Source organism: Vibrio plantisponsor (genome assembly GCF_013041605.1).
GTDB classification, from domain to species: domain Bacteria; phylum Pseudomonadota; class Gammaproteobacteria; order Enterobacterales; family Vibrionaceae; genus Vibrio; species Vibrio plantisponsor.
The window spans coordinates 33,539-50,392 of the sequence record NZ_JABEQC010000013.1; the positions used below are offsets into that span (position 1 = coordinate 33,539).

At 43.6% G+C, this 16,854-nt stretch carries 14 protein-coding genes; 8 read left to right on the forward strand and 6 right to left on the reverse strand.

Features of this window, described 5'->3' with window-relative positions:
* Window positions 1-572 precede the first annotated feature (572 nt).
* The 3 genes from HKI82_RS16795 (at window position 573) to HKI82_RS16805 (ending at window position 4,735) form a co-directional block, all read left to right on the forward strand.
* Window positions 573-1,538 carry a porin gene (locus HKI82_RS16795; RefSeq protein WP_102942419.1) on the forward strand — a complete coding sequence of 322 codons (966 nt, stop codon included), beginning with the start codon at window positions 573-575 and terminating at the stop codon, window positions 1,536-1,538.
* A 190-nt stretch (window positions 1,539-1,728) separates the two neighbouring features.
* A complete protein-coding gene (locus HKI82_RS16800) occupies window positions 1,729-2,682 on the forward strand; it encodes a ketopantoate reductase family protein (protein WP_171138644.1) in 954 nt (317 codons plus the stop codon).
* A 394-nt stretch (window positions 2,683-3,076) separates the two neighbouring features.
* Window positions 3,077-4,735, forward strand: coding sequence for a putative transporter (locus HKI82_RS16805; protein ID WP_102942417.1), 1,659 nt, complete (start codon window positions 3,077-3,079; stop codon window positions 4,733-4,735).
* Between the two features lie 61 nt (window positions 4,736-4,796).
* On the opposite strand, the gene HKI82_RS16810 is transcribed toward HKI82_RS16805, so the two are convergent.
* The 4 genes from HKI82_RS16810 to HKI82_RS16825 form a co-directional block, all read right to left on the reverse strand.
* Window positions 4,797-5,549, reverse strand: coding sequence for an amino acid ABC transporter ATP-binding protein (locus HKI82_RS16810; protein WP_315972713.1), 753 nt, complete (start codon window positions 5,547-5,549; stop codon window positions 4,797-4,799).
* Window positions 5,542-6,486 (reverse strand): amino acid ABC transporter permease, encoded by a 945-nt coding sequence (locus HKI82_RS16815; RefSeq protein ID WP_102942416.1) that lies wholly within the window; start codon window positions 6,484-6,486, stop codon window positions 5,542-5,544. The genes HKI82_RS16810 and HKI82_RS16815 overlap by 8 nt, the downstream gene beginning before the upstream one ends.
* A 77-nt stretch (window positions 6,487-6,563) precedes the next feature.
* Window positions 6,564-7,370: a transporter substrate-binding domain-containing protein gene (locus HKI82_RS16820; RefSeq protein WP_102942415.1), complete on the reverse strand. Its 807-nt coding sequence runs from the start codon at window positions 7,368-7,370 to the stop codon at window positions 6,564-6,566.
* 180 nt (window positions 7,371-7,550) lie between these two features.
* On the reverse strand, window positions 7,551-8,840 hold the full coding sequence (locus HKI82_RS16825) for a trans-sulfuration enzyme family protein (RefSeq protein WP_261881172.1): 1,290 nt from the start codon (window positions 8,838-8,840) through the stop codon (window positions 7,551-7,553).
* Between the two features lie 166 nt (window positions 8,841-9,006).
* On the opposite strand from HKI82_RS16825, the gene HKI82_RS16830 reads away from it, so the two are divergent.
* Window positions 9,007-9,477, forward strand: coding sequence for an Lrp/AsnC family transcriptional regulator (locus HKI82_RS16830; RefSeq protein ID WP_171138645.1), 471 nt, complete (start codon window positions 9,007-9,009; stop codon window positions 9,475-9,477).
* Window positions 9,478-9,562: 85 nt separating this feature from the next.
* On the opposite strand, the gene speB is transcribed toward HKI82_RS16830, so the two are convergent.
* Window positions 9,563-10,489 (reverse strand): agmatinase, encoded by a 927-nt coding sequence (gene speB, locus HKI82_RS16835; RefSeq protein ID WP_102953546.1) that lies wholly within the window; start codon window positions 10,487-10,489, stop codon window positions 9,563-9,565.
* The gene (speA, locus tag HKI82_RS16840; RefSeq protein ID WP_102942412.1) at window positions 10,490-12,400 is read right to left on the reverse strand and encodes an arginine decarboxylase; all 1,911 of its coding nucleotides are present in this window, start codon (window positions 12,398-12,400) and stop codon (window positions 10,490-10,492) included.
* 493 nt (window positions 12,401-12,893) lie between these two features.
* Here speA and proV point away from each other — a divergent pair, with 493 nt between their 5' ends.
* From proV to HKI82_RS16860, 4 genes are all read left to right on the forward strand, one after another.
* On the forward strand, window positions 12,894-14,081 hold the full coding sequence (gene proV / locus HKI82_RS16845; RefSeq protein ID WP_171138646.1) for a glycine betaine/L-proline ABC transporter ATP-binding protein ProV: 1,188 nt from the start codon (window positions 12,894-12,896) through the stop codon (window positions 14,079-14,081).
* A 2-nt stretch (window positions 14,082-14,083) separates the two neighbouring features.
* Window positions 14,084-15,202 (forward strand): glycine betaine/L-proline ABC transporter permease ProW, encoded by a 1,119-nt coding sequence (proW, locus tag HKI82_RS16850; RefSeq protein ID WP_102942410.1) that lies wholly within the window; start codon window positions 14,084-14,086, stop codon window positions 15,200-15,202.
* Window positions 15,199-16,206, forward strand: a complete 1,008-nt coding sequence (proX, locus tag HKI82_RS16855) for a glycine betaine/L-proline ABC transporter substrate-binding protein ProX (protein ID WP_171138647.1) — start codon at window positions 15,199-15,201, stop codon at window positions 16,204-16,206. The genes proW and proX overlap by 4 nt, the downstream gene beginning before the upstream one ends.
* A gap of 113 nt (window positions 16,207-16,319) precedes the next feature.
* Entirely contained in the window at window positions 16,320-16,802 is a 483-nt protein-coding gene (locus HKI82_RS16860; protein ID WP_102942408.1) for a MarR family winged helix-turn-helix transcriptional regulator, read from the forward strand.
* Window positions 16,803-16,854 lie beyond the last annotated feature (52 nt).

The following is a 16,854-nucleotide window of genomic DNA, read 5'->3' on the forward strand; positions in this document are numbered from 1 at the left end:
ATTCAATTTGAAAAGGTGTTTCAAATAAAAGATCACAAGTATTATAATTTGCGATCAAGATAAAATTTAACCCAATAAAAATATATAACCCTATCTACTTATTTGGCCAAACTCAGACTTAAGGAACATCACCCTCTGTACAAAACCTATGTAACCGCCCTTCTCAATTACAAAACAACGTAAGGAATATCAGTGCATAGCCGCCATATAAACTAATCATCTCAAATGTAAAGAAGAACCCAAGAGTTATCGCGAGGCATATCTCAAAATAACAATCCATGTAAATTAAATTAATGAATACGTTAAATAATATCGAATAAACAAATTTATTAATTGCATTGAAACTTGTTACTTAACAACAAGTATAAATATCACAATGATTATGAAGTAGATCGTAAAAAATATTTCGAAAATAAATTTTCAATATATTTAAAAATAGTTTTGTATAAGATTCCCCTGTCGATTTGATTAATAAAAATATATTGCTCACCAGCAAATAAATTAGGTTGTTAAGCAAATTAATACACTCGATTACGTTCTTGAGTAATCAATATAAAAATATGGAGTAAAATATGAACATCAAACCATTAGCAGCAGTGGTATCTCTTTTAGCAGCAGGTTCTGTAGCGGCAGGCGAAATCTACGCTACTGATACAAATACTGTTGAACTTTCAGGTTGGGCTAAAGCTACGGGTCTTTACGTAAAGGCTGACCAAGCAGAAAAAGAAACTCACGTTTTTACTGATGCGCACCTAAAAGCGAAAGCATCACACTTCCTTAATGAAGAAACTAAAGTTGTAGGTTCATTTGCTATCAATACTGGTGACAGTGCCGGTGACAGAACAGCTAAATTTGAAGATATTCTTCTAGAATTTGATCACACAGGTTTCGGTAACCTATCTCTAGGCGATACTGGCAACTCTTTTGGTGCGGTAGAAAAAGCAAAATCTGGTGAAGGTTCAAACTTATTCTATGTAAACCAAGGTGGTGTTGACGGTCAAGGCATCCGTTACAAGAAGTCAATCGACAAGTTGGAACTTTCAGCTAACTATGAAACAGATAGTGACGCGAGTAACGACTCAAACTACGCGCTATCTGCAAACTATAAAGCTGATTCTTTTAGCGCTGCATTAGCATATGGATCTGATGGCGACCAAGCAGACACTCTTGGCGTTGCAGGCGACGTAAAATTTGGTGATCTAACACTTGCAGCTACTTACATTTCTTTCGAAAATGCGAAAAGTTTGAAAGCAAATGACAGCGTAGAACTAACTCTTGATTTGCCAAACGATGGTGAAACATACTCTATTGCAGCTACGTACACTATCGATACTATCCGCATCTACGGTTCAGTACAGTACGCTGAAGGCGATTACCAAGGTAAAGCATTTGAAGCCCAAACAGCATACCTTGGCCTAGGCTACGATGTAACTGAAGAGTTCAAGACTGACTTCGTTCTTCAAAACGGCGAGATCGAAAAAGATGGTGTTAAAGAAGACGGCAACGCAGTTAAATTCGTAGCTAAATACTCGTTCTAATTACGAGAACTTTATCTACTGACTTTTCTTATTAATTCCGCATTTTGCGAAAGCCACATCAAGGTTGATGTGGCTTTTTTTATTTTGCTGTAGCTCTCACTGAGTAGCGCTGTTCACTTAACTCTGGTGATTACTTTCTGAAGCGTTTAATCTGGTTCTGCTTATGGATATGTACTTAAGGAGGAGTCTCTTGAAATTCGCAATGATCGGTGCGGGTGGTATTGGTTGCTACTATGCGGCAAAGCTCGTTAATGCAGGACACGATGTTGTTTTTGTTGCCAGAGGTGAACATTTAAAAGCGTTACAGAAAGAAGGTCTTGAGATAACACATCCAGATTTTTTCTTTTCAGCCCCCGTTTCGGCTACCGATATTCAAGGGCTTTGTAATGATTACAACGGCAATGATTTTGATTTGCTAATTCTTGCATCAAAAGGCAGTACAACCAGCTCAATTATGGATCAAATGAAGCCGTGGCTTGATGCCTGCGATACTCCTGTAGTTTCGATTCAAAACGGCGTGATGAATGAAGGCATTATCGCTAATGCGGTTGGATTAAAACGCACCATCGGCGGTTTAGCGATACGAATCGGGGCCCATGTTTTAGAACCCGGCAAGATAGAAGCGACAGGCAAGGCACAAATCGATTTCGGTGCGTGGCCTTCAGAATCTGCCAATCCACAGCTGAAAGATTTCCTTTGCGAGCTTGGCTCAGTTTTCGACTCTGCTGACATTCCAAATCAGCACTATGAAGATGTCAGTTATGCGTTGTGGCGTAAACTGCTCATAAACAACGCTATAAACCCAATTACCGCTTTAACGATGAAAGATACTCAAACCGTCACAAAAGACCCAGTATTGAAACAAACCGTTTATAAGATCATGCAAGAAACAGCAAGAGCGGCAAGGTGTTCGAATGTGAATATGACTGAAGATGATGTGGCAGAGATGTTTAATCTTATCTGTGAGTTTGATGCAATCAAAACATCCATGTTGGTCGACAGAGAAAAAGGGCGCCCAATGGAGATCCAAGAGATCTGCGGCCCAGTAATAGACTACTGTCGACAAGCTGGTGAGCCAGCGACAACCACAGAATTAATTTGCCATCTGTTACAGCATGCCAGTGATCAAATGATCGAAGCCTAAAACTGCTTTTTCTGCATATCCCAAACTCATCTAATTGGAATATGCAGTGAAACATTATGTTACATTTAAGCTCTCAACGTTTACTTTACTTGCATTTAGGAAACGCTTTTTACCCTTATTTAACATATATTTATTGGTTAAATCTATTTCCTGCTAAACAGCACACTTTTGTATAACTAGAGTTAACAATCTAAATCTATTGCAGTATTACTAATAGCATAGTTAGGGCAATAAAGTGACGTTGAACTGCTCAAGATACCTCGCACATTCAACGCCTATATCTGAACCCTCCAGCCGTAGACATAACCACGTTTTAGTTCTTACGCCTACCCCTGCCTGCTGTTCAACAACGATTGCCCGTCAACCGTTTTTGTAATTGTTCAGGAGACTTACTATGAGTGATATTGCACTCTCTATCAGTATCCTTGCTCTGGTAGCGGTGTTAGGTCTGTGGATAGGGAACTGGCGACTCTATGGCGTTGGTTTAGGGATTGGCGGAGTGCTGTTTGGCGGCATTTTCGTTGGTCACTTTACTGGAGCATGGGGCGTTGAGCTCAACTACCACACTTTACACTTTATCCAAGAGTTTGGATTAATCTTATTCGTTTATACCATTGGTATTCAGGTTGGCCCCGGTTTCTTTTCGTCACTAAGAAGTTCAGGTTTAAAACTCAACGCCTTTGCCGCATTGATTGTGTTGTTAGGATGTTTGGTTACTGTTGCTCTCTACTACCTGTTTGATGTCCCTCTTCCTGTTATTCTGGGTGTCTTTTCCGGTGCGGTAACCAACACGCCATCTCTTGGTGCGGGTCAACAAATCCTGACCGAGCTCGGCGGCCACGAAAACCTGCTTGATATGACAGGTATGGGCTATGCCATCGCCTACCCGTTTGGTATCTGTGGGATATTGCTCACTATGTGGTTGATTAGGCTTATCTTCCGCGTCAATGTGAATCAAGAAGCCGATGAGTTCGAAGTAAAAAATGGTCATAAGAAATCAAGCTTACACACCATGAACATATCGGTTAAAAACCCCAACTTAAACGGATTGTTTCTGAAAGATATTCCAGCGCTTAGTGACGGTAACATTGTGTGTTCGCGCCTAAAACGCAATGAACAGTTATTGGTACCAAAACCGGACTCTCGCGTAGAGGTCAATGACCTACTCCACCTTGTCGGCGACAAGAACGCTCTGGAAAAAGCGCGTCTAGTGATTGGCGAAGAGGTTGACGTATCGCTCTCAACCAGAGGCACAGAACTGCGCGTACAACGTTTGGTTGTTACCAACGAAGTGGTTCTGGGTAAAAAGCTCCGAGACTTAGATCTAAAAGAGAAATATGACGTTGTTGTCTCACGCCTTAACCGTGCAGGTGTTGAGTTGATACCCACCAGCAATTCCACCCTTCAGTTTGGTGACATCTTAAACTTAGTCGGACGTCAGGAAGCCATTGAAGCGGTTAGCGGCATGGTCGGTAATGCTCACCAAAAATTGCAACAGGTACAAATGCTGCCTGTGTTTGTCGGCATTGGTCTTGGTGTGTTGCTTGGTTCAATTCCTTTCTACCTACCGGGTTTTCCGGCAGCAATCAAACTCGGATTGGCTGGCGGTCCGCTGATCGTTGCACTCATTCTTGCCAGAATAGGCAGTATCGGCAAAATGTACTGGTTCATGCCACCCAGCGCCAACTTGGCGCTACGGGAAATTGGTATCGTACTGTTTTTGGCTGTGGTAGGTCTTAAATCTGGTGGTAACTTTATTGAAACACTGGTGCAAGGCGATGGACTCAGTTGGATGGGATATGGTGTCGCTATAACAGCCATTCCGCTGATTACGGTTGGCATATTGGCAAGAGTGCTCGGCCACATTAACTATCTAACTATTTGTGGCATGTTGGCTGGTTCAATGACTGATCCACCAGCACTCGCATTTGCCAATGCCTTACATGAATCAAGTGGTGCATCAGCATTAGCTTATGCCACTGTGTATCCGCTGGTAATGTGTCTACGAATACTCTCGCCACAAATACTCGCGCTGATACTTTGGGCTATGTAACCTGCAAATAAGAAAAACCGAGCTTTAAAGCTCGGTTTTTGCGTAGTCTTAGTCCAGACTGTTATAGCACTTTCGCCAAGAACTGTTGCAAACGAGGATGGCTTGGATTATCAAACACAGCTTGCGGGCTATCATCAACCAACAACTTACCGTCTTCCATAAACAACACACGGTCTGCGACTTCACGGGCAAAGCCCATTTCGTGAGTCACGATAACCATGGTCATCCCTTCTTTTGCCAGACCTTTAATAACGTCCAGAACTTCCCCTACCATCTCAGGGTCAAGGGCCGATGTTGGTTCATCAAACAACATCAAGTCTGGGTTCATTGCTAAAGCGCGGGCAATCGCTACACGTTGCTGCTGACCACCGGATAAGTGCGTTGGGTAGTTGTTCATGCGATCTTCAAGACCGACACGTTTTATCAACACTTTCGCGGCACCTTCCACCTCATGCTTAGGGCGCTTAGCGACTTTCAAGGGTGCAATCATAACGTTTTCCAACGCAGTCATATGCGGGAATAAGTTGAAACTTTGGAACACCATTCCCACGTTCTGACGCAATACGTTAATGTCAGTGCTTTTCGCGTACATATCGAAACCATCAACGATGATGGTTCCTGAGCTGATCTCTTCTAACTGGTTCAGAGTACGTAAAAACGTCGATTTACCTGAGCCTGAAGGTCCAATGATAACCACAACTTCACCACGTTTTACCGTGGTTGATACCGATTTTAAAGCGTGGCAACCATTAGGATAGAACTTGTCGACATTGCTGGCGTAAACCATGTCTTCGCCGTTGTATTCACTAGTCACTGGCTGATAACCTCTTCTCTAAACGTTGAATTGCCCAAGACAGAGTCCCGGTTACTAGTAAGTAAAGTGCTGCGACGGTAAACCACACTTCAAAAGGTGCAAAGCTGCCACTGACCACTTCACGACCCGCTTTAGTTAAGTCAGTAATTGAGATTACAGAAACCAGCGATGAGTCTTTGATTAGGTTAATAAACTGACCAGCCAGAGGTGGTAACGTGCGTTTTAAGGCTTGTGGAAGAATGATGTAGCGCATCGCTTTTGGATAAGTCATACCCAATGAACGCGCTGCTTCCATTTGCCCTGTCGGAATAGCCTGAATACCTGCGCGTACGATTTCGGCAACATAAGCACCTGTAAATACTGATAACGCGACAACACCGGCAGTAAAACGATCGAAATCGAGTACGGTTCCGATAAAGAAATAAACGATGAAGATTTGAACCAGAAGTGGCGTACCACGTATCAGTTCAACATAGGTTAGAGATAAATTTCTCGCCGCCTGATTTTTGGACACCCTCATTAGGCCAAACACAAGGCCAAGCAAAACCGCAAAAATGAGGGAGATAAAGGAAATTTCAACCGTCACCCATAGACCATGAGCAATCGGGCCAAACTTCCATTCGTTCAGTTGTGCAACGGCATCGCCTTGGAAAACCAAATCACCGTTTCCAACCAAAAGTGTTGTGTAATGATCAATGATCTGTGGTTGGCTAGCATCGTCGAATTCAATCGTTAACTGACCCGCTTTAACGACTGCTGTGCCATCTCCGTTTGCACGAAGTTGTTGCATCTCAGTGTTAACGACATACGGCCAGAGACGATCCCAATGCCAGTTATAGTTAATACTCTTCCCAGAGAAATAGACCGCACCAATAAGCATGGCCATAATTAGGACGTAAATTCCGTGTCCTATCCACTTTGAGGATTTTGACTGCATCACTCAGATTCTCTTTATTCTTTTTAATGAACTGGGCAACGTTACGCTGCCCAGTTGACTACAGCTTAAGGCGTTAATTATTGAACGTCTTTCAACCAGTCGTCAGATTTAAACCACTTGTCGTACATACGATCATAAGTACCGTCGCCTTTGATTTGACGTAAGTAGTTATTCAAGAAATTAAGGAAGTTCGGGTCATCTTGACGAATCGCCCAACCCAGAGGTTCGTAAGTGAACGGTTCAGCTAAGTGCGCAACTTTGCCTTTGTTTTGAGCAGCGTAGATCGCGTTGTATGGGAAGTCATATACGAAAGCGTCAGCTTTACCGTTAACAACTTGCAGTACGGCATCTACTTCTGTGTCGTAAAGGTCAACTTTTGCATTGAAAAGGTGTTTCTTCGCAGCTTCAACACCTGTAGTGCCAAGTTTTGTCGAAATGGTGTATTTAGGATCATTCAAATCAGTGTAGCTTTTGATTTTACCTTCAAGCGCTGGAGAGAAGATTATTGATTGACCGATAACAATGTACGGGTCAGCAAAGTTAACTTTCAAGTTACGCTCAGGAGTGATAGTCATACCACCCATGATGATGTCACATTTGTTGGTTTGAAGCGCAGGGATAATACCATCCCAAGCGGTGTTTACAGGTGTGAACTTAACACCCATAGAGCGAGCCATGTGCTTACCCAAGTCGATATCAAAACCAATGAAACGGCCATCTTTGGTTTTCATTTCGAATGGCATGTAGCCCGCGTCGAAACAAACTTTTAATTCACCTGAGCTAAGAACACCTTCTAGGTCAGACTTTGCCATTGCTTGGTTAGCACCAAGCAGAGAGCAAGCAAAAACAAGTCCAGCAGCTGAAGATTTAATAAATTTTTTCATAATATCCCTTATAAAAAATTTTGTTTTTTTCTGTTCGTCCAATGACAAATACGATGTTGTATTGAATATCACGCTGACGCGTACTGACTTCAAAAACCACAAGATAATGCAACACAATCTAGTAACATTTCAATAACTATCCGAATTTAAAACCAACAAAATGCCATAAAAATTCAGCTTTCATCTAAGAAGATGACTCAAGTCCCGAATCAAATCAGTTGGTGACTCAAGACCAATGGAAAGTCTGACCACCCCTTTACCTGCTTCCCGAGAAAATTTCGCCTTTTGCTCAGGACTAAATCGATACGTCGACTTGTCCAAATCATCGGTTTTTAACACCACTGCTAAACTGCGTTGATGTCCTATGGAATAAGCGTAATAAAACATCCTCGATTCATGTGCAAACCGTTGCTCAATCAGTTCGATATCCTCTACTTGGAATGCAATAATGCCGCCAAAAAATGCCATTTGCTGCTTAGCCAGAGAAAATTGTTGATGAGATGCCAAGCCGGGATATAAAACCCTTAGCACCTTGGGGCGGTTTTCTAACCACTCTGCAATGGTTTGCGCTGATTCACAAAGGGTTTTCATACGTGGATACATCGTCTCCATACCCCGCATAATTAGCCATGCGCTCTGCGCACTTAAAGATGCACCAAAATAGACGCCAGCAACGCTTCTAAGCTTGCTAATCAAGGCTTTTGAGCCAAGTACACACCCGCCAAGCACATCTCCATGCCCGTTAATAAACTTGGTTAAAGAATGAATCACCAAATCCGCCCCCAGTGCAATTGGTCGGGTAATAACGGGGGTTGAAAAAGTCGAATCGGCACTGAGTAAGATTCCTCTTTTTTTAAGCAGCAGAGAGACTTCTTGAATATTGGTCAGTCTTAATAACGGGTTACATGGTGTCTCTATATGCACCAACTTAGTGCTAGGGCGCAGTGCATTTTGCACACTTTTAATGCAAGAAGTATCCACTGCCGTGACTTCGATTCCATACTGGGGCAATACTTGGGTAGCAAACTCATACACAGCGGCATAGCAGACATCGCTGATGACCAGATGATCTCCTGCTTTGAGTAAAGACATAAATACCGCAGTGACCGCGGCCATTCCGCTGGCAGTCGCGAGCCCATCTTCAGCCTGTTCCAAAGTAGCCAAGCGCTGTTCGAGTAAGCGCACTGTCGGGTTTGTCCAACCAGCATAGAGAAACGGTGAGTCTGAGAGGTCTTCCATGCCTTGTGCTGAAAATGCGCCTTCATTTGGCAGAAAGCTGTGATTTACCGACATCACAATGTTCGGAGCAATTGCGTTAGTATGAGGGTCTGGTCGAATAGCCGCATGCACTGCAAGTGTTTCAGGAGCGAAGGTTTCAGGGTTTAACCCTGTGTCAAAATCATCATTAAGCATTTTTAATCCAGCCATATCCATTAAGCCAGTCATGATCATTAAACTAGCTAAAGTCACGAGCTAAGAACACGTTGAGGTTGATAGCCGTTTTTTCTTTCTAAACCGTACGAATGGAGTAATTGTGGATTCCAATTGGTAAACAAAATCCGCTATTCTTGGCACCACATGGAAGATTTACCGCATTTAGAACCCAATAATGCGGAATAACCGCAAGAGGAAAGCCATGAGTGAAACCACTCTGGATAATTTCGATAAGAAAATACTGGAACTGATGCAAAGCAACTGCCGTATGGCGAGTGAAAGCATTGCTGAACAGGTAGGCCTGTCCGCTTCTGCCGTGCAAAGACGCATAAAACGTTTGAGGGATGAAGGGGCAATTCTGGCGGAAGTAGCGGTGATCAAACCCGAGCTTTCCACTCACCCAATGACCTTTATTGCCGGAATCGAAATCGATAGAGACAACTACACCGTCCTGAATAAATTCAAACGCTGGGCAGAGACTCAACCTTCGATTCAACAGGTGTTTTACGTCACTGGCAATGTCGATTTAATGGTGGTGATGGCGGCTAAAAATGCCAAACGTTACGATGAATTTGTTGAACACATCATGGAACAGTTCCCGCAGATTCGCCGTGTAATGACTAACGTAGTGTTAGATACGCCAAAGCAAAGCCTCTATCTGCCTGTTGAATAACAACCCCGTAAGCTACGCGCATAAAAAAGCCGAGAAGATCTCTCTTCTCGGCTTTCAATTTATTATTTAGCCTGCAGTAAAAGTCTTATTCACGCTCTGGATTTGAAGCCCAAACGTAAAGCAGCTCTAGAGCAATCGTCGCACCAGCAAGTGAAGTCAGATCACTTTGGTCGTACGGCGGTGATACTTCTACCACGTCCATACCGATAAGGTTAATGCCTTTCAGTGCGCGGATAATCTTCAGAATTTTGTCTGAAGTTAAACCACCACATACCGGTGTACCAGTACCCGGTGCAAATGCTGGATCTAAACAGTCAATATCAAACGTTAAGTACACTGGCTTATCACCAACGATTTCACGAATTTGCTCAACGATTTCGTCCGCAGACATATCGTTCGCTTGCATCGCGTTGATAACGTTAAAACCGTGACCTTCCTGTTTGTACTCAGTACGAATACCCACTTGCACAGAATGACGAGGAGAGATCAGACCCTCTTTCGGCGCATGATAGAACATAGTGCCGTGGTCATACGCGCTGCCGTTTGCATATGTATCAGTGTGCGCGTCAAAATGAATCAGCGCCATTTCACCGTAGTGTTTCGCGTAGGCACGAAGGATTGGCAGAGTGATGAAGTGGTCACCGCCCAATGCCAATACTGTCTTACCACTTTTTAAAATCTCACTGGTTGCCGCTTCTAGGCGGTAAGTGAAATCTTCTGCGTCACCGCAGTCAAACACCAAATCACCCGCATCTACTAACTTGATGCGTTTGAACAGGTTGAAATCCCATGGGAATTTTTTGCCTTCCCACGCTAGGTTAACTGAGGCGCGACGAATCGCGTCTGGTCCCATACGAGCACCTGGTCGACCTGAAGTCGCCATATCCAAAGGCACGCCTAACACCACAACATCAGCATCCGACTCTAGCGGATCTCTCTGGTACGGCTGGCGAAGGAACGTCATTGCATTTGAATACAATGAATAATCCGTTTTAGTAAACAAATCATTCATTTAAAAATCCTCCAAGTAGGTATAACCATTTAAACCATGCTCTAATTCTGCTAACACGTCTTGCTGTTCGTTTTCAGCCACACGCTGAGAAACCAACTGACGGTAGTTAGCTCTAATTGCGTCTACGTCGATATGTACGTAACGCATCATATCTTCAACCGTGTCACCTTCATTGATGAAAGTGATTTCAGATTCGCCTTCGTCTGTAATGTTCACTACAGCACTGTGAGTATCACCAAACAGGTTATGCATATCACCAAGGATCTCTTGGTATGCACCTACTAGGAAAAAGCCCATTAGGTAAGAGGTATCTTTTGACCATGCAGGTACAGGCAGCGTTGTTTCAATGCCTTGACCTTCAACGTATTGCTCAACCGCACCGTCTGAGTCACAAGTAATATCCAACATCACTGCGCGGCGATCTTCTACATTCTGCAAGTTAGACAGAGGAAGAACCGGGAACACCTGATCGATACCCCATGCATCTGGTAACGATTGGAACAGTGAGAAGTTCACAAAGAACTTGTCTGCCAAACGGTCTTGTAACTGATCCAAAATCGGACGGTGGAAACGGTTTTTCGCACTCATTTTCATGCGTAGTTCATGATAGATGCGTAGCGATAACTGCTCTACCCATGCACGATGTTGCAAGTTAATTACGCCAGTTGAGAACAACATGTGCGCTTCATTCAAATCACTTTGCGTATCGTTGTAAATTTCAATCAATGCGCGAGCATCAGTATCATCGTTCAACGTTTCCCAACTGCGCCACATGTTTTGTAGCAGCGTAGGTGCATCCGCTTCTGGCTCAACAATCGCTTCAGGCGTGTAACCTTCCGTACCAATTACGTTAGTGATCAGCACTGCGTGATGCGCCGTCACTGAGCGACCAGATTCCGAAATAATGGTCGGCTTTGGTTGATTGTATAAGTTACATACGTCGCCAACCGTGCTGACGATGTTACGAGCATATTCAACCAGACCGTAGTTCATTGAGTTTGAAGACTGGCTACGTGTACCATCGTAGTCGACAGCCAAACCTCCACCCACGTCAAAGTACTGAATGTCTGCACCCAGTTCGCGAAGTTCACAGTAGAAACGAGCTGACTCGTTTACACCATTACGCACGTCGCGAATGTTCGCCATTTGCGAACCTAAGTGGAAATGCACAAGTTGTAGTGCGTCAAGCTGATCTTCTGCTTTCAAACGTTCAATAACAGACAACACTTGAGCCGCAGCCAAACCGAACTTCGATTTTTCACCACCGCTTGATTGCCATTTACCCGCACCTTGTGATGCAAGACGAATGCGGATACCTAAGCGAGGTTTAACGCCTAAGCTTTTTGCTTCTTTTAATACCAAATCAAGCTCAGAAAGCTTCTCTAGTACGATAAATACTTTATGACCAAGCTTTTCGCCGATCAGCGCAAGACGCATATATTCACGGTCTTTATAACCGTTACACACGATTACAGAACTTGCTTGTTGCGCCATTGCAAGAACTGCTAATAATTCTGGCTTACTGCCCGCTTCCAAACCCAGTTGTTTTGTCTCTAGCTGAGCTTGGCTCGCTAAGATTTCATCAACAACTTCACGCTGTTGGTTAACCTTGATTGGGTAAACCAGCAGGTATTTGTTTGGGTAATCGTATTCATCAATTGCCTGATTGAATGCGTCACAAATGTTGTGAACACGTTGATGCAGGATTTGAGGAAAACGAACAAGCACCGGTAAATTCAAACCGCGTGTTTCTAGCTGACTCACAATTGAACTCAATTGCGTTTGATATTGGCCATCTTTCCTTGGTGACACATAGACTTCACCTTGGTTATCTATTCCGAAGAAACCTTGGCTCCAATAATGAACGTTATAATCAGCACGTACGCGATCTAATTTAGATGATTGTTCCACATTTAATCTCACACACTAAGAGAGAATGAAGTGGCTTCGAGAGCCACACCTGACACCCTAAATGTCACGCGCTTTATCGGACAAAATAGGGGGTGTGTCTAATCATAATAATTTGTCGTTAAGACAAACTTTTATTGTTTCTAGACACCTGATAAATGTTAGTAAAAAAAACGCAAAAATGTTGTTTCAAAAGTCTTCGATTTCTATCTTTTTAGATGAAAAAATCTGTCTTAATTATAGACAAAACTCCTTTTTATCTGACCTTCCTGACAGGACAACAAATCAACATTTAGTTCCCACACAAAACATTTCTACTCAAATTAATTTCAAAAAATTATAGTCGGGATTATATATTAAATTTCAGCACGTTACCAATAATAAGCCAACAAATCTCTCAAACAACTCCTTGTATTCATCAAAATTAATAGTTAGTGTACTAATTATTAATTTTGATATTTCACGTCAAAACCGTACAGCAACAAGGATGAAAAACATGTCTACCATGCTGGAGGTAAGAAACCTCTATAAAGTATTTGGCGAAACACCGAGTGATGCTTTCTCCCTGATAGAAAAAGGGTTAAGTAAAGATGAGATTTTCGAACAGACGGGACTCACCGTGGGGGTCAAAGATGTCTCTCTCACGGTTAACGAAGGCGAAATCTTCGTCATAATGGGTTTGTCAGGCTCAGGAAAATCAACATTAGTTCGATTACTTAACCGCTTAATAGAGCCAACCAAGGGCAACGTTCTGATCAAAGGCAAAGACATTGCCCATATTTCAGAGCAAGAACTGAGATTGGTTCGTCGTCAAAACATCTCTATGGTTTTCCAAAACTTCGCATTGATGCCTCATATGACTGTGTTAGAAAACGCAGCATTTGGGCTTGAACTTGCAGGCATTGATGAAGCGACAAGACACAAGAGCGCTAGAAAAGCGTTAGAACGTGTTGGGCTAGATGCCTACTGCGAATCTTTTCCTGATGAATTGTCAGGTGGTATGAAGCAGCGTGTTGGTCTTGCCCGTGCACTGACCAATGACCCAGACATACTCTTGATGGATGAAGCCTTTTCTGCGCTTGACCCACTGATTCGAGCTGAAATGCAGGATGAGCTGATTCGTCTGCAAAACGACGACAAGCGAACCATCGTTTTTATCTCCCATGATTTAGACGAAGCAATGCGTATCGGCGACCGTATCGCCATTATGCAAGACGGCGTGGTGGTTCAGGTAGGAACGCCCGACGAAATTCTGCATAACCCTGCCAATGATTATGTCAGTTCGTTTTTCCGCGGTGTGAATGTGGCATCGGTATTCAGTGCGAAAGACATCGCACGCAAAAAGCCAGCTGCTGTGTTTAAAAAACACGATAACGATGGCCCCGCAGCCGCACTGCAACTGCTCATGGATCACGACCGTGACTTTGGCATCGTCGTTGACCGAACCAACAAGTTTAGCGGTATTGTTTCGATTCACAGTTTGAATGAAGCGAAGAAAGAAAAACGTTCGCTAAGCAGTGCCCTGCTTTCTGACACCATCACGATTCATCCTGACGTTTCCGTTGGCGATCTCATCAGTCAAGTAGCAGAAGTACCTTATGCGGTACCTGTCGTCGACGACCAAGGACAGTATTTTGGTGTTATTACCAAATCTCGCTTACTTCAAACTTTAGACAGGGAATAAACATGGCTACAGAAAATGTTTCTAGCGCTCCGGAAACAGCCGACCCGTGGGGAGCCGCTACACAGTCAGCAACCGATGCAGCGAACAGTGATCCTTGGTCAACAGCTACCAATGCAACCACTTCGGGTAGTGATTGGCTTAATGCCGCACAGGCGCAACCAGAGTCATTTGACTGGATGCATCCATTCAAGGACGCCATTATCCCATTTGATAACTGGGTTGAAACGGCACTTAACTGGCTTGTGACACATGGACGCCCGTTGTTCCAAGCAGTCAGAGTACCCATAGACTTTATTTTGAGTTCATTCGAAGGTGCGTTGGTTTCTACTCCAGCTCCTATCATGCTGCTCATACTATTTCTATTGGCATGGCAGTTTGCTGGGCCTCGTTTAGGCATTAGCTCCTTCTTCTCTCTATTAGTGATCGGTTTTATCGGTGCATGGGATGAAGCTATGGTGACATTGGCGTTGGTAATGACGTCCGTCTTTTTCTGTCTGCTGATTGGATTGCCAATGGGTATATGGCTTGCCAGAAGTAATACAGCCGCCAAAGTCGTACGCCCCATTTTAGACGCGATGCAAACCACACCAGCATTCGTTTATTTAGTACCGATTGTGATGCTATTTGGTATCGGTAACGTACCGGGTGTCGTCGTGACGATTATCTTCGCCCTGCCCCCTATTGTGCGTTTAACCATATTGGGTATTCAGCAAGTGCCAGAAGAACTGATTGAAGCAGGACACGCGTTTGGGGCAAATCCCAAGCAGATGCTTTATCGCATTCAATTGCCGTTAGCGATGCCAACCATTATGGCCGGTATCAACCAAACACTGATGTTGTCGCTTTCTATGGTGGTAATTGCCTCGATGATCGCTGTCGGAGGGTTAGGACAAATGGTGCTACGCGGTATCGGTCGATTAGATATGGGACTGGCTGCGGTAGGTGGCTTAGGAATTGTGATACTCGCCATTTTGCTCGATCGAATCACGCAAAAAGTGGGTAACGAGAGCCACGATACAAAAACTCGCTGGTATCAAAAAGGCCCTGCGTCTTTTGTATACCGCATCAAACGGAAACTCACACATACCGAAGGAAACAAAAAACTAGGAGAACAGAAATGAAATTAACATGGAAGACTTTGTTAACCAGCAGTATTGCTATGAGTTCAATTATGAGCGCATCCGCATACGCTGCGTCTTTACCTGGTGAAGGAATTTCAGTCCAACCAGTACAGTCGACAGTAGCGGAAGAAACGTTCCAAACCCTTATCGTTAACAAAGCCATGGAAGCGCTCGGATACGAAGTTAAACCGACCAAAGAAGTGGACTACAACGTTGGTTACACCTCTATTGCGGAAGGTGACGCAACTTACTTAGCCGTTAACTGGGCACCACTACATGATGACAAATTTAAAGCTTCCGGCGGTTACGACAAGTTCTATCGTAAAGGTGAATATATCTCAGGTGCTGCTCAAGGTTATCTGATTGATAAGAAAACCGCTGAAAAACACAACATCACCAATATTGAACAACTGAAAGACCCAAAAATCGCCAAGCTGTTTGATGCCAATGATGATGGAAAAGCGGACCTAACAGGCTGTAACCCAGGCTGGGGCTGTGAAAGTGTTATTGAACATCAACTTGATGCTTTCGGTCTAAGAGACACCATCACACATAACCAAGGTAACTACGCCGCAATCATTGCTGATACCATCTCGCGCTACAAAAAAGGCGATTCGATTTTGTATTACACATGGACGCCATACTGGGTAAGTGGCGTATTGGTTCCGGGTAAAGATGTCGTGTGGTTGGAAGTACCTTTCTCTTCACTTCCGGGTAATCGAGCAAACGTTGATACCGCCTTACCAAATGGTAAGAACTATGGCTTCGAAATGAACTCAATGAAGATCGTCGCGAACAAGAAATTTGCTGAAGAAAACCCAGCAGCAGCGAAACTATTTGAAATCATGAAGCTGAACATCAACGACGTTAGTGCTGAAAACATGATGATGAGCCAAGGTCATAACTCGGCAAAAGACATCGAAGCACACGCGAATGGTTGGATCAAAGCGAACCAGAAAACATTCGACTCATGGATTGAGACAGCTAAAAAAGCCGCTATGTAATGAAGTTCTATGAAGATGAAGCTCTGAGAAAATAGAGTTATCTGATTCTATTCGTCTACGGGGTTACTGCCATTCAGTAACCCCTTTTCTAAAACATAGCTTAGGAGGTTTACTTGAGTACCCACGATGAAGTATTGATATCAATACGGCAAATTGTTCGTGCAATAGATCTGCATTCAAAGCAATTGAATAAGAATTTTGGCTTAACCAGTCCCCAATTACTGTTGATGCGGACTATTCAATCATCGCCAAAAATGACGCTCCGTCAGCTCTCGAATAACAGCAACATGAGCCAAGCAACGGCGACCAGCATTCTTGATCGACTGGAAAAACGAGGTTTTATCAAGAGAGAGCGCGACACAAAAGACAAACGTAAAGTACATGCGGTCATTACCACCGCAGGTGAACAAGTGTTAGAACAAGCACCGCAACTACTGCAAGATAACTTCATTGAGCAATTTCAAGCCTTAGATCAATGGGAGCAAACGCAGATTCTATCGTCTCTCCAACGTGTTTCTCGCATGATGAACACTCCGGATATTTCACCGGAAGATCTGATACTTGCCATCGATCCGGAAAGCATTCACTTCTCGTAAGGTCGTTAAAAATAGCCGTTGCTTGCTAGACTTTTGTAACACATTCACCTTT